Source organism: Streptomyces nymphaeiformis, assembly GCF_014203895.1.
Classification (GTDB): domain Bacteria; phylum Actinomycetota; class Actinomycetes; order Streptomycetales; family Streptomycetaceae; genus Streptomyces; species Streptomyces nymphaeiformis.
The window spans coordinates 272,325-284,507 of record NZ_JACHJY010000005.1 but is presented as its reverse complement, the minus strand read 5'-3'; the positions used below and the strand labels follow the sequence as shown (position 1 = coordinate 284,507).

General features: G+C 71.7%; 14 protein-coding genes and 2 riboswitches. Of the genes, 8 read left to right on the top strand and 6 right to left on the bottom strand.

Going from position 1 to position 12,183, the window contains the following annotated elements:
* Positions 1-45 precede the first annotated feature (45 nt).
* The 4 genes from GGE06_RS18885 to GGE06_RS18870 all read left to right on the top strand — a co-directional run bounded on the left by GGE06_RS18885 (position 46) and on the right by GGE06_RS18870 (position 3,774).
* Positions 46-813 (top strand): enoyl-CoA hydratase/isomerase family protein, encoded by a 768-nt coding sequence (locus GGE06_RS18885; RefSeq protein ID WP_116158737.1) that lies wholly within the window; start codon positions 46-48, stop codon positions 811-813.
* Between the two features lie 63 nt (positions 814-876).
* A complete protein-coding gene (locus GGE06_RS18880) occupies positions 877-1,395 on the top strand; it encodes an ATP-binding protein (protein WP_181924499.1) in 519 nt (172 codons plus the stop codon).
* Positions 1,396-1,792: 397 nt separating this feature from the next.
* On the top strand, positions 1,793-2,593 hold the full coding sequence (locus GGE06_RS18875; protein WP_184931311.1) for a polysaccharide deacetylase family protein: 801 nt from the start codon (positions 1,793-1,795) through the stop codon (positions 2,591-2,593).
* The gene (locus GGE06_RS18870; protein WP_116158734.1) at positions 2,593-3,774 is read left to right on the top strand and encodes a YncE family protein; all 1,182 of its coding nucleotides are present in this window, start codon (positions 2,593-2,595) and stop codon (positions 3,772-3,774) included. The genes GGE06_RS18875 and GGE06_RS18870 overlap by 1 nt, the downstream gene beginning before the upstream one ends.
* Before the next feature lie 4 nt (positions 3,775-3,778).
* Here the strand turns inward: GGE06_RS18870 and GGE06_RS18865 are convergent, their stop codons facing one another.
* Positions 3,779-4,417 carry a GNAT family N-acetyltransferase gene (locus GGE06_RS18865; protein WP_116158733.1) on the bottom strand — a complete coding sequence of 213 codons (639 nt, stop codon included), beginning with the start codon at positions 4,415-4,417 and terminating at the stop codon, positions 3,779-3,781.
* A 74-nt stretch (positions 4,418-4,491) separates the two neighbouring features.
* Here GGE06_RS18865 and GGE06_RS18860 point away from each other — a divergent pair, with 74 nt between their 5' ends.
* On the top strand, positions 4,492-4,707 hold the full coding sequence (locus GGE06_RS18860; protein ID WP_093873994.1) for an EF-hand domain-containing protein: 216 nt from the start codon (positions 4,492-4,494) through the stop codon (positions 4,705-4,707).
* A 74-nt stretch (positions 4,708-4,781) separates the two neighbouring features.
* On the opposite strand, the gene GGE06_RS18855 is transcribed toward GGE06_RS18860, so the two are convergent.
* Positions 4,782-5,231, bottom strand: a complete 450-nt coding sequence (locus GGE06_RS18855; protein ID WP_184931310.1) for a hypothetical protein — start codon at positions 5,229-5,231, stop codon at positions 4,782-4,784.
* A gap of 193 nt (positions 5,232-5,424) precedes the next feature.
* Here GGE06_RS18855 and GGE06_RS18850 point away from each other — a divergent pair, with 193 nt between their 5' ends.
* Positions 5,425-5,667, top strand: coding sequence for a hypothetical protein (locus tag GGE06_RS18850; RefSeq protein WP_116158731.1), 243 nt, complete (start codon positions 5,425-5,427; stop codon positions 5,665-5,667).
* A gap of 61 nt (positions 5,668-5,728) precedes the next feature.
* Here the strand turns inward: GGE06_RS18850 and GGE06_RS18845 are convergent, their stop codons facing one another.
* The 4 genes from GGE06_RS18845 to gcvT form a co-directional block, all read right to left on the bottom strand.
* On the bottom strand, positions 5,729-7,099 hold the full coding sequence (locus GGE06_RS18845; protein ID WP_116158730.1) for an L-serine ammonia-lyase: 1,371 nt from the start codon (positions 7,097-7,099) through the stop codon (positions 5,729-5,731).
* A 148-nt stretch (positions 7,100-7,247) separates the two neighbouring features.
* Complete coding sequence (glyA, locus tag GGE06_RS18840; protein ID WP_116158729.1) at positions 7,248-8,516, bottom strand: serine hydroxymethyltransferase; 1,269 nt, start codon at positions 8,514-8,516, stop codon at positions 7,248-7,250.
* A 32-nt stretch (positions 8,517-8,548) separates the two neighbouring features.
* Positions 8,549-8,929 (bottom strand): glycine cleavage system protein GcvH, encoded by a 381-nt coding sequence (gene gcvH / locus GGE06_RS18835; protein WP_116158728.1) that lies wholly within the window; start codon positions 8,927-8,929, stop codon positions 8,549-8,551.
* A 77-nt stretch (positions 8,930-9,006) separates the two neighbouring features.
* Positions 9,007-10,140, bottom strand: coding sequence for a glycine cleavage system aminomethyltransferase GcvT (gcvT, locus tag GGE06_RS18830; protein WP_116158727.1), 1,134 nt, complete (start codon positions 10,138-10,140; stop codon positions 9,007-9,009).
* A 61-nt stretch (positions 10,141-10,201) separates the two neighbouring features.
* A riboswitch (glycine riboswitch) is annotated at positions 10,202-10,326 on the bottom strand.
* A gap of 1 nt (position 10,327) precedes the next feature.
* A riboswitch (glycine riboswitch) is annotated at positions 10,328-10,427 on the bottom strand.
* A gap of 163 nt (positions 10,428-10,590) precedes the next feature.
* Here gcvT and GGE06_RS18825 point away from each other — a divergent pair.
* Positions 10,591-11,244, top strand: a complete 654-nt coding sequence (locus tag GGE06_RS18825) for an AAA family ATPase (protein WP_116158726.1) — start codon at positions 10,591-10,593, stop codon at positions 11,242-11,244.
* A gap of 181 nt (positions 11,245-11,425) precedes the next feature.
* Positions 11,426-12,166, top strand: a complete 741-nt coding sequence (locus GGE06_RS18820) for an enhanced serine sensitivity protein SseB (RefSeq protein WP_116158725.1) — start codon at positions 11,426-11,428, stop codon at positions 12,164-12,166.
* Positions 12,167-12,183: the final 17 nt, after the last annotated feature.

Here is a 12,183-nt window from a genome sequence, read left to right as displayed (position 1 = left end):
AACAGCACCGGGCCCGTCGGCGTTAACGGACACTAACCTTTCCCCATGACTGTGAACCTCGAAGTCGCCGAAGGCGTCGGCACGATCCGCCTCGACCGCCCCCCGATGAACGCCCTGGACATCGCCACCCAGGACCGGCTGCGCGAGCTGGCCCAGGAGGTGACGGACCGCGACGACGTGCGGGCCGTGGTCCTCTACGGCGGCGAGAAGGTGTTCGCGGCCGGCGCGGACATCAAGGAGATGCAGGTCATGGACCACGTGGCCATGGTCAAGCGCTCGCGCGCGCTCCAGGACGCCTTCACCGCCGTCGCCCGCATCCCCAAGCCGGTCGTCGCCGCGATCACCGGGTACGCGCTCGGCGGCGGCTGCGAGCTCACGCTCTGCGCCGACTACCGCATCGCCGCCGACAACGCCAAGCTGGGCCAGCCGGAGATCCTGCTCGGCCTCATCCCCGGCGCGGGCGGCACCCAGCGCCTGTCCCGGCTGATCGGCCCCTCCAAGGCCAAGGACCTCATCTTCACCGGCCGGATGGTGAAGGCCGACGAGGCCCTGACGCTCGGTCTGGTCGACCGGGTCGTCCCCGCCGCCGAGGTGTACGAGCAGGCGCACGCCTGGGCCGCCAAGCTGGCGCAGGGCCCGGCCGTCGCCCTGCGGGCCGCGAAGGAGGCGATCGACCAGGGTCTGGAGGCCGACATCGACACCGGTCTCGCCATCGAGCGGACCTGGTTCTCGGCCCTGTTCGCCACCGAGGACCGCGAGACCGGGATGCGCAGCTTCGTCGAGGAGGGCCCCGGGAAGGCGAAGTTCGCCTGACGATCCTTCACGGGTGGGGGCCGATTCCATCGGAACGGCCCCCGCGGAAGGCTCGTTGCCTCCATGATGGGGGGCATGGCGGGCCTGGAGGGTAGGGAACAACCGCGGCAGCGCGCGAGCGCGGCCGCGCCGCGGTGGTCACCGGCCGTGGACGACGAACAGGCCGCCGAGCAGGTGGAGTTGTACGGCAACCCGGCCGAGGAGGACGTCCGGCTGCCGTCCCGCCCGGAGTCCGCGTGGGTGGCCCGCAGGCTCGCCAAGGACGTCGTGCTGCGGCAGTGGGGCCTCGGCCCGCAGCTCGCCGAGCACGCGGTGCTCCTCGTCTCGGAGCTCGTCGGGAACGCCGTCCGGCACACGGGGGCCCGTGTCTTCGCGCTGCGGTTACAGCGGCGCCGCGGCTGGATCCGGATCGAGGTGCGCGACCCCTCGCGGGGGCTGCCCTGTCTGATGCCGGTGCACGAGCTCGACATCAGCGGCCGCGGCCTCTTCCTCGTCGACAAGCTCGCCGACCGCTGGGGCGTGGACCTGGCGCCGCGCGGCAAGACGACCTGGTTCGAGATGCGGGTCGTGGACCGCTCCTGACACCGCCGCCCCGAGCCGCCCCCTGATGCACGGAAGCCCCCGTGCGCCTGTGGTGAGGCGCTTGGGGGCTTTCGTGTGGTGCGCCGTGGACGGGGGGGTGTATCCACGGCTGCTATGTCGACCTGGCCCGGGTCAATGGGGGTCGTGTCTCCGACTATGGCAGACAGGGGGCCTTGCCGCCAAAAGTCCCTACCTGGGCAAGATGGGTTAAAAGCGGACAGTTCGATGATGAATCGTTGGTGACGTGCAGCACCCACCTTGTAAACAGTGAATGGCTATGCGGTTCATCGGGTGTTTCCCGGGCTCGTCCGTATGCTGGACGGCTGGAGTGGCGCCGCAAACGTCCTGAATTGGCCTAATCGTGACCAATCGGGCGACATCCCTCTTAAATGGTCGCGTGAAGCCGACCGACCGCCGAGGAGCCCTCCGCGCGGGCGCGGCCGCAGCCCTCGCGGGAGCCCTCGCCACCGCCTGCGGCACGGAACCCCGCCCCGCCCCCGTCGCCGGGCACCACCCCGCCTCCGCGCCCGCCTCCGCCGCCGGGCACCACCCGGCCCCCGCGCCGGTCGCCGCCCCGGCGCCCCGCCGCTTCCCCGGGCAGCCGGACGAGATCACCCACGGCCCCCGCGACCGGCCCCGGGTCGCCCTCACCTTCCACGGCCAGGGCGACCCCGCCCTCGCCGGCCGGCTCCTCGCCCAGGCCGAGAAGGCCGGCGCCCGCGTCACCGTCCTCGCCGTCGGCGGCTGGCTCGACGAGCACCCCGACATGGCCCGGCGCGTCCTAGACGGCGGCCACGACCTCGGCAACCACACCCAGCACCACATCGACGTCAACGCCATGACCGAGGACGCCGCCCTCGCCGAGATCGAAGCCTGCGCCGCCCGGCTGCGCCGGCTCACCGGCTCCGTCGGCACCTGGTTCCGCCCCTCCCGCACCCCGCACGCCGGCCCCGCCGTCCTGCGCGCCGCCCGGCGTGCCGGATACCCGCACGTCCTCTCGTACGACGTCGACTCGCTCGACTACACCTCGCCCGGCGCCGCGGCCGTCGTCCGCAACGTCACCGGGACGGTCCGCGCCGGATCCGTGGTCAGCCTGCACTTCGGCTACCCCGACACCGCCGTCGCGCTGCCCCTCCTCCTCGCCGAACTCGACCGCCGCGGCCTGAGCGCGGTCACCACCACGGAGCTGCTGAGCTGATGGCACACCTCGACAAGAGATCCCGGATCCTCCTCGCCGCCGCCCTCCTCGTCGGCCTCGCCGGCTGCGGCGGCGCGAACCACCCCGAGGGCGCCGCCCCCGTGAAGAAGGCCGCCGCCCCCGCCGTACCCAAGAAGGCCACCGTCCCCGCCGGGCTCCCCGGGATGCCGCCCCTGCTCGACCCGCACGACGTCTACGCCGCCGACCGGCCGAACCGGCTCTCCCCGGTGGTGAAGAACTTCCCCTCCCGGGTCTACGTCCCCAACACCAACTCCAACACCGTCTCCGTCATCGACCCCGCCACCTACCAGGTCGTCGAGACCATCCCGGTCGGCCTCCAGCCCCAGCACGTCGTCCCCTCCTGGGACATGAAGACCCTCTGGGTCAACAACGACCGGGGCCACACGCTCACCCCCATCGACCCGGCCACCGGCGTCGCCGGCAAGCCCGTCGAGGTCCACGACCCGTACAACCTCTACTTCACGCCGAACGGCAAGTACGCCGTCGTCATGGCCTCGCTCGACCGCGAGCTCGTCTTCCGCGACCCGCACACCATGGAACGGAAGAAGTCCGTCCCCGTCAGCTGCTACGGCGTCAACCACGCCGACTTCTCCGCCGACGGGCGGTACTTCATCGTCTCCTGCGAGTTCTCCGGCGAACTCCTCAAGGTCGACACGGAGAAGATGGAGGTGATCGGCCAGCAGAAGCTGCCCTTGGAGGGCGCCATGCCGCAGGACGTGAAGATCTCCCCGGACGGAAAGACCTTCTACGTCGCCGACATGATGGCCCACGGCATGTGGGTCCTGGACGGCGAGAAGTTCACCACCCCCACCCTGCTCCCCACCGGCAAGGGCTGCCACGGCCTTTACATCAGCCGCGACTCGCGCGAGATGTACGTCTCCAACCGCGGCGAGGGCACCGTCTCCGTCTTCGACTTCCAGCAGAACAAGCTCACCAAGAAGTGGAAGCTCCCGAACGGCGGCTCCCCCGACATGGGCGGGGTCTCCGCCGACGGCAAGGTCCTGTGGCTCTCCGGGCGGTACGACGCCGAGGTGTACGCGATCGACACCACGACCGGCAAGCAGCTCGCCCGCATCCCCGTCGGCAGCGGCCCCCACGGCCTCGCCGTGTACCCCCAGCCGGGCCGCTACTCCCTCGGCCACACGGGCATCTTCCGGTAGCGGCTCAGCCGGCGATCAGGAGCGCCTCGGAGGCCACCGGGCGGTAGCCCGCCGCCTGGAAGACCCGGACGCTGCGGGCGTTGCCCGGGGACTGCTGGGCCCACACCACCTCGCCCGGGGTGAGGTGGCGCGCCGCCGTCGCCAGGGCCCGGCCCAGGCCCCGGTGGCGCACCTCCTCGTCCACCTCGATCGCCGCCTCCCAGCGGCCCGCGACGCCCCGTCCCAGGACGAGGACCCCGCCGTCGGCCGCCCACACCCGGACGTCGTCGCGGAACTTCAGCGCCCGCGCCACCCGGGGGTGCTCCGGGTCGTCGATCTCGCGGAGCTCCAGCGGGGGAGGGCCCGGCAGCGCGTCCGCCACCGTGAGCAGGTCGATGGTGTTCATGTGGCGGCCGGTGCGGGCCATCAGGGCGAGGAGGAAGGCCGGGTTCATGCTCGCGGCGAGCGGATCGCTCGACGTGGCCGCCAGCCGGTCCCGTACCCACTCCGGGTCGGCGTCCGTGAAGACCACCGAGTGGGCGGTGAAGGCGAGCACCCCCGCGTCCCGGGGGCCCGGCTGCGGCACCACCGTCGTCGAGCCGTCCGGGGGCGGGAACGCCCCGCGTGCCGCCGCCGCCAGGATCCGTGCCACCTCGTCGTTCATGCCCCCATCATCCTGCAGCGCGCGGCCAGCTAATCTGACCCCCGTCAGAAAAGCACCAAGAAGGGGCGGACGCAGTGGCGGACATCGACTCGGCACGCACGGCATTCAACAAGTTCGACGTGGACGGCGACGGTTTCATCACCGCCGCCGAGTACAAGCACGTCATGGCGCAGCTGGGCGACTTCCACGTCACGGAGTCGGTCGCCGAGGCGCTCATCAAGCAGCGCGACGACAACGGCGACGGCGTGCTGTCCTGGGACGAGTTCTGGGCGCACTACAGCAAGGCCTGAGCCTGACCCCGTGGGTCCGGGTGGGCGGAGCGACCTGAGTCGCCGCCCGCCCGGACCTCGGTGTGTCCCCCGCGTCAGCCCCGCAGGGTGACGTGGAAGGACGTGCCCCAGAGCACGAGCGCCGCGCCCAGGCCCACCACCGCGCGTACGGTCTCCGCGCCGGCGCCGGCCGCGAGGGCGGCGAGCCCGACCGGGATGAGCTCCGGCCGTCCCGAGGCGTTCGACGCGGCGATCACGGCGAAGACCGCGACCAGTCCGGCCGCGTCGACCAGACCGACCCCGCGGTTCCATTTCTCCGGCAGCCGTACGGTGCGCGTCACCGGCCCGGCGGTGCCCCGGAACGCCCGCTCCGCCGCGGCGATCGTCACCGCGAGCGCCACGACCGTGACCGGTGTCGCGAAGGACGTCCCCGAGCCGCCCGCGAGCGCCCAGACCAGGCCGAAGACGGCGAGGACGAGCCCGCCCCGACGCCGCGGGGTCCGCGTCGGACCGACGCACGAGGCGTCCACGTGTTCGACGGTCATGGCGCGGACACTACAGCGGAAACCCGACGGCCGAGCCGGTTTCCGGCGACCTCCGACGGATTGGCCTAGACCTATTGTGCGCCACTGTCCGTGACGGTACGGTCATCCACGGCTGCGCAGCCGGACTTTCCGCACCACATCGCATCGTCACGCACTCCGCCGGGGCATCCCGGCGTTTTCAGGAGGCAATGCCATGTACCGCCGCACCGCAGCCGTTCTCGCCACCGCCGTGTCCGCCGGAGCCCTCGCGCTCGGCGCCGCCGGCGCCGCCCAGGCCAGCCCGGGCCCGGGCTACTACGCGAACAGCTCCTACACCTCGTACGCCGACTGCCAGGCCGCGGGCCGGGCCGGCTACCGGACCTGGGGCCCGATCTTCTCCTGCGAGCCCTTCAGCGCCGACCGCCAGGACATCATCGTCCTCTGGGTCCGCGGCTGAGCGTCCGCACAGGGGAACGGCCCGCCCCGGGACTCCGGGGCGGGCCGTTCCGTGCGGGGTCTCAGCACTCGATGATGTTCACCGCGAGACCGCCGCGGGCGGTCTCCTTGTACTTGACGCTCATGTCGGCGCCCGTCTCCTTCATGGTCTTGATGACCTTGTCGAGGGAGACCAGGTGGCTGCCGTCGCCGCGCATCGACATCTTCGCCGCCGTGACCGCCTTGACCGACGCCATGCCGTTCCGCTCGATGCACGGGATCTGGACGAGGCCGCCGACCGGGTCGCAGGTCAGGCCCAGGTTGTGCTCCATGCCGATCTCGGCCGCGTTCTCCACCTGCTCCGGGGTGCCGCCGAGGACCTCGGCGAGCGCGCCCGCCGCCATCGAGCAGGCCGAGCCGACCTCGCCCTGGCAGCCGACCTCGGCGCCGGAGATCGAGGCGTTCTCCTTGAAGAGCATGCCGACCGCGCCCGCCGCGAGCAGGAAGCGGACGATGCCGTCCTCGTCGGCGCCGGGCACGAAGTTCATGTAGTAGTGCAGGACCGCCGGGATGATGCCGGCCGCGCCGTTCGTCGGGGCGGTGACCACCCGGCCGCCCGCCGCGTTCTCCTCGTTCACGGCCATCGCGTACAGAGTGATCCACTCCATCGCGTGCGCCGTCGGGTCGCCCTCGGAGCGCAGCTTGCGGGCCAGGGTGGCGGCGCGGCGGCGGACCTTCAGGCCGCCCGGCAGGATGCCCTCGCGGGACATGCCGCGCGCGACGCAGGCCTGCATGACCCGCCAGATCTCCAGGAGGCCCGCGCGGATCTCGTCCTCGGTGCGCCAGGCCTTCTCGTTCTCCAGCATCAGGGAGGAGATCGACAGGCCGGTCTCCTTGGCGAGGCGGAGCAGCTCGTCGCCGGTGCGGAAGGGGTACTTCAGGACGGTGTCGTCCGGGATGATCGGGTTCTCGCCGGCCACCGCGTCCCCGTCGACGACGAAGCCGCCGCCGACCGAGTAGTACGTCTTCTCCAGGACGAGCCCGCCCTCGGCGTCGTACGCGAAGCACGTCATGCCGTTGGCGTGGTACGGGAGCGCCTTGCGGCGGTGCAGGATCAGGTCGTCGTCGAAGGAGAACGGGATCTCGTGGGCGCCGAGCAGGTTGATCCTCCCGCTCGCCTTGATCCGCTCGAACTCGTCGTCGGCGGTCTCCACGTCGACGGTGCGCGGCGAGTTGCCCTCCAGGCCGAGCAGGACCGCCTTCGGGGTGCCGTGGCCGTGGCCGGTCGCGCCGAGCGAGCCGTACAGCTCCGCTCGTATCGCCGCCGTGTGGGCGAGCAGGCCCTCGTTCTTCAGGCGGCGGGCGAACATCCGGGCAGCCCGCATCGGGCCCACCGTGTGGGAGCTCGACGGACCGATGCCGATCGAGAACAGGTCGAAGACCGAGATGGCCACGGAAGGACTCCTTGTGGGGGCTAGACGCCGTTGTCTGCCGGGGTGGAGCAGAAAGGCTGAGCATGGATCGGGGCACCACGCTCACTGTCCAGTGTGCGTGGTGCCCCGGAGCTTCGTCCGAACGAAACCGGAACTAAAGCGTACGAAATTACTTCAGGCCGGGGTACAGCGGGTGCTTCTCCGCCAGAGCGGTCACCCGGGCCTTGAGGGCCGCGGCCTTGTCGGCGTCGAAGCCCGGCTTCAGGGTCTCGGCGATGACGTCGGCGACCTCGGCGAAGTCCTCGGCCTGGAAGCCGCGGGTCGCGAGGGCCGGCGTGCCGATGCGCAGACCGGAGGTGACCATCGGCGGGCGCGGGTCGTTCGGAATGGCGTTCCGGTTGACCGTGATGCCGACCTCGTGGAGACGGTCCTCGGCCTGCTGGCCGTCGAGCTCGGAGTTGCGCAGGTCCACCAGGACCAGGTGCACGTCCGTGCCGCCGGACAGGACGGAGACACCGTGGGCGGTGACGTCGTCCTGGACCAGGCGCTCGGCCAGCGCGCGGGCGCCGTCCAGGGTGCGCTGCTGGCGCTCCTTGAACTCCTCCGAGGCCGCGACCTTGAAGGAGACGGCCTTGGCCGCGATCACGTGCTCCAGCGGGCCGCCCTGGAAACCGGGGAAGACCGCGGAGTTCAGCTTCTTCGCGAACTCCTTCTTCGCCAGGATGATGCCGCCGCGCGGGCCGCCGAGCGTCTTGTGCGTGGTGGAGGTCACCACGTCCGCGTACTCGACCGGGTTCGGGTGCAGACCGGCGGCGACCAGGCCCGCGAAGTGGGCCATGTCGACCCACAGGTAGGCCTCGACCTCGTCGGCGATCCGGCGGAACTCGGCGAAGTCCAGCTGGCGCGGGTAGGCGGACCAGCCCGCGATGATCACCTTGGGGCGGTGCTCCTTGGCGAGGCGCTCGACCTCGGCCATGTCGACCAGACCGGCCTCGTCCACGTGGTACGGGACCACGTTGAACTGCTTGCCGGAGAAGTTCAGGCGCATGCCGTGGGTGAGGTGGCCGCCGTGCGCCAGGTCGAGACCCAGGATCGTGTCGCCGGGCTGGGCGATCGCGAAGAGGGCGGCCTGGTTCGCCGAGGCGCCGGAGTGCGGCTGCACGTTGGCGTACTCGGCGCCGAACAGGGCCTTGATCCGGTCGATCGCGATCTGCTCGGCCACGTCGACGTACTCGCAGCCGCCGTAGTAGCGGCGGCCCGGGTAGCCCTCGGCGTACTTGTTGGTGAGGACGGAGCCCTGGGCCTCCATGACCGCGACCGGAGCGAAGTTCTCCGAGGCGATCATCTCGAGGGTGGACTGCTGACGGTGGAGCTCGGCGTCGACGGCGGCGGCGACGTCGGGGTCCAGCTCGTGGAGGGGAGTGTTCAGAAGCGACATGAATCGATCCCTAGGGGGTCTCGGGCCCGGTCTCAGTTCCCGGCGGTGAGCTCGGTGTACTGGTCGATGGAGAGCAGGTCCTTCGGCTCCTCGGAGATCCGGACCTTGAACAGCCAGCCGCCCTCGAACGGAGCGGTGTTCACCAGGGAGGGGTCGTCCACGACGTCCTGGTTGGCCTCGACGACCTCGCCGGAGACGGGGGAGTAGAGGTCGCTGACGGACTTGGTCGACTCCAGCTCGCCACAGGTCTCACCCTCGGTGACGGTCTCGCCGACCTCGGGGAGCTGGGCGTAGACGACGTCACCGAGCGCGTTGGCCGCGAACTCCGTGATGCCGACCGTCGCGACGCCGTCGACGGCCTCCGACAGCCACTCGTGCTCCTTGGTGTAGCTCAGCTGCTGGGGGTTGCTCATGACCTGATTCTCCTGGATCGGGGGAGTGCTGATGAACGTGGGTCTTACGGGGTGAGACGAGGAGTGAGACGACTTCGTCACTTCTGGCGCTTGTAGAACGGCAGCGCCACGACCTCGTAGGGCTCGTGGGTGCCGCGAATGTCCACACCGACGCCTTCGGTCCCGGGCGTGGCGTGGGCCGCGTCCACGTACGCCATGGCGATCGGCTTTCCGAGGGTCGGGGACGGGGCGCCGGAGGTGACCTCGCCGATGACCACGCCGTCCTTGACGACGGAGAAGCCGGCGCGCGGGACGCGGCGGCCCTCGGCGATCAGGCCGACGAGCTTGCGCGGCGGGGCGGTCTCGGCGCGCTCGGCGGCCTTCTCCAGCGCCTCGCGGCCGACGAAGCGGCCCTCGTTGGTCGTCTTCTCGAACTTCACGACGCGGCCCAGGCCGGCGTCGAAGGGGGTGAGGGCGGTGGTCAGCTCGTGGCCGTACAGCGGCATGCCCGCCTCCAGGCGGAGCGTGTCACGGCAGGACAGGCCGCAAGGGATCAGGCCGACGCCCTCGCCCGCCTCGGTCAGCGCCTTCCAGACGCCCTCGGCGTGCTCGGGCTTCAGGAACAGCTCGAAGCCGTCCTCGCCGGTGTAGCCGGTGCGGGCGATCAGCGCGGGGACGCCGGCGACCGTGCCGGGCAGGCCGGCGTAGTACTTCAGACCGTCCAGGTCGGCGTCGGTGAGCGACTTCAGGATGCCGGGGGACTCCGGGCCCTGGACCGCGATCAGGGCGTAGGCGTCGCGGTCGTCGCGGACCTCGGCGTCAAATCCCCCGTTATCTGCCGCGCGGGCGATCAGGGCGTCCAGGACGACCTGGGCGTTGGAGGCGTTGGCGACGACCATGTACTCGGTCTCGCCGAGGCGGTAGACGATCAGGTCGTCGAGGATGCCGCCGTCCTCCTGGCAGATCATCGTGTAGCGGGCGCGGCCGTTGCCCACGGTCGAGATGTTGCCGACGAGGGCGTGGTCGAGGAGCTCCACGGCCTGCGGGCCCGTGACGGTGATCTCGCCCATGTGGGAGAGGTCGAAGAGGCCGGCCTTGGTGCGGACGGCGTTGTGCTCGTCGCGCTCGCTGCCGTAGCGCAGCGGCATGTCCCAGCCGGCGAAGTCGGTCATGGTCGCGCCCAGCGAACGATGCAGGGCATCGAGGGCGGTCAGGCGGGGGGCAGTGCTCATGGGGTGGCTCCCGGGTCCCAAGGGCGTGATCGGTGACGAAAACACATGACGGGCGAGGACGTCCTCCCCATCTGTCATGGAACCTGAGAGGTTCACCGAGGGCATCCCGGCGCCGAGGAAACGGCGCCGAGTGGTCGGCTTGCACCTTGGGTGGGGACACACGGGGTGTCCCGCTTTTCAGATCTGCCTCATCCACGCGGTACGGGGCCTGAGAGATTCAAGGGAGGGTCTTGCTCCTTCGGCGCCCGGACGCGCTCGGCGGTCCGGAACTCTCCCGCGCGGATTCGAGCGGCCGGTATGCGGTTGTACGGCGACTGTGCGCGCCTGGCGCGCACATCATCGCACGCGGTGTCGGCGGGGCAAATCGCTTGTGCCGCATTACCGTTTCTTTACACTTCTTGGGCAAGGGTCTCCTCAAGTCTCCTGAGGCCCGACAGGGGGAGAGCGACGATGATCCAGCACACCGGCGCATATGCGGCGAGTACCGGCATACCGTCCCAGCGGGCCCGCGCCCGGAGCCGCGGCCGCCTTCTGCGGGACCTGCGCGAGCGCGGCGGCCGAGGCCCCCGCACCCTCACCTTCGCCGCCGGCGACCTCGTCGTCGTCTCCGGGCTGCCCGGCAGCGGCAAGTCCACCCTGATGAAGCGCGCCGCCCAGGGCAGCGGCATCGACTCCCAGGACGCCCGCGAGCGCTGGGAGGCCCGCATGCCGCGCCTCCTCCCGTACGCCGTCTACCGCCCCCTCGTGCGGATCGCCCACTACGCCGGACTGCGCCGCGCCCTGCGCTCCGGCGCGAGCCTGATCGTCCACGACTGCGGCACCCAGTCCTGGGTGCGGGGCTGGCTCGCCCGCGAGGCGCGGCGGCGCGGCCGCGCGCTGCACCTGCTCCTCCTCGACGTCACCCCGGACACCGCGAAGGCCGGCCAGCACGCCCGGGGCCGGGGCGTCTCCGCGTACGCCTTCGCGCGGCACCGGCGGGCCGTCGGCCGGCTCCTGCGGGCCGCGGAGTCCGGCACCCTGCCGCACGGCTGCGCCTCGGCGACCCTCCTCGACCGGGACGCCGCCGACGTCCTCCGCAGGATCGGCTTCCGGCAGGCGGCCTGAGAGGCCTCCGGCGGGCGGACCGGGAGACCTTCCGGCGGGCGGCCCGGGAGGCCCGGGAGCGTCCCGCGGGTGTCCCGGGACGCCCGTACCCTTCCCTTCTGGCCACGGCGGTGCCACGGCGGCGTTAGGGTGCTGCCGGGCGGCCGGTGCGGCAGGCCGTGCGAGAAGGGGAAACGCGACCGTGGACGTGACGTGGCCGGGCAACGAGCTGGAAGAGGTCCTTGCCGCCTCCCTGGGCAACCCCGAGGCCGGGGGACGCCTCGTCGAGGTGCTGGGCCGCAGCCAGGTCTGGGTGCCCCTGCCCAACGGCGGCGGCCCCGACAGCCAGGGCCTCGACCTCGCCACCATGGAGATCGAGGGCGCGGCCTTCGTCCCCGTCTTCAGCTCCGAGCAGCAGTTCCTCGCCTGCGTCGGCGACCACATGTCGTACACCGTCGCCCCCGCCCGTGACTTCGCCCGCGGCCTGCCCCCGCAGCTCGGCATCGTCGTGAACCCCGGCGGCACCGTCGGCGTCCCGCTGCCCCCGCCCGCCGTCGCCGAGCTCTGCCGCGTCGGCCGCACCCCGCTCGACGGCCCCGCCAGCGGCGGCCGCGTCCGGCTCTTCGAGCCCGACTGGCAGGACGACCCGGTCGACTTCCTCACCGCCGCCTCCGCCGAGTTCGAGGCCATCGGCACCGTCGCCACCGCCCGCCGCGCCCTCGCCAGCGTCGAGGGCACCGAACCGGCCCTCTTCATCGGCGTCCAGCTCTCCCACTGGGAGGGCGCCGACCGCACCGCGCCCCTGGACGCCCTCGGCCGCGCCCTCGGCAAGGTCGAGGTCGCCTGGCCGGTCAACCTCATCCTGCTCGACATGGCGCAGGACCCGGTCGGCGACTGGATGCTGGAGCGGGTGCGCCCCTTCTACCAGCGCGCCGCCGTGTGACCGGCCCCCTGTTTAAG

Coding starts and splice junctions, on each gene's coding strand:
- GGE06_RS18885 (WP_116158737.1), top strand. CDS start 46: ATGACTGTGAACCTCGAAGTCGCCGAAGGCGTCGGCACGATCCGCCTC.
- GGE06_RS18880 (WP_181924499.1), top strand. CDS start 877: ATGATGGGGGGCATGGCGGGCCTGGAGGGTAGGGAACAACCGCGGCAG.
- GGE06_RS18870 (WP_116158734.1), top strand. CDS start 2,593: ATGGCACACCTCGACAAGAGATCCCGGATCCTCCTCGCCGCCGCCCTC.
- GGE06_RS18865 (WP_116158733.1), bottom strand. CDS start 4,417: ATGAACGACGAGGTGGCACGGATCCTGGCGGCGGCGGCACGCGGGGCG.
- GGE06_RS18855 (WP_184931310.1), bottom strand. CDS start 5,231: ATGACCGTCGAACACGTGGACGCCTCGTGCGTCGGTCCGACGCGGACC.
- GGE06_RS18850 (WP_116158731.1), top strand. CDS start 5,425: ATGTACCGCCGCACCGCAGCCGTTCTCGCCACCGCCGTGTCCGCCGGA.
- glyA (WP_116158729.1), bottom strand. CDS start 8,516: ATGTCGCTTCTGAACACTCCCCTCCACGAGCTGGACCCCGACGTCGCC.
- gcvH (WP_116158728.1), bottom strand. CDS start 8,929: ATGAGCAACCCCCAGCAGCTGAGCTACACCAAGGAGCACGAGTGGCTG.
- gcvT (WP_116158727.1), bottom strand. CDS start 10,140: ATGAGCACTGCCCCCCGCCTGACCGCCCTCGATGCCCTGCATCGTTCG.
- GGE06_RS18825 (WP_116158726.1), top strand. CDS start 10,591: ATGATCCAGCACACCGGCGCATATGCGGCGAGTACCGGCATACCGTCC.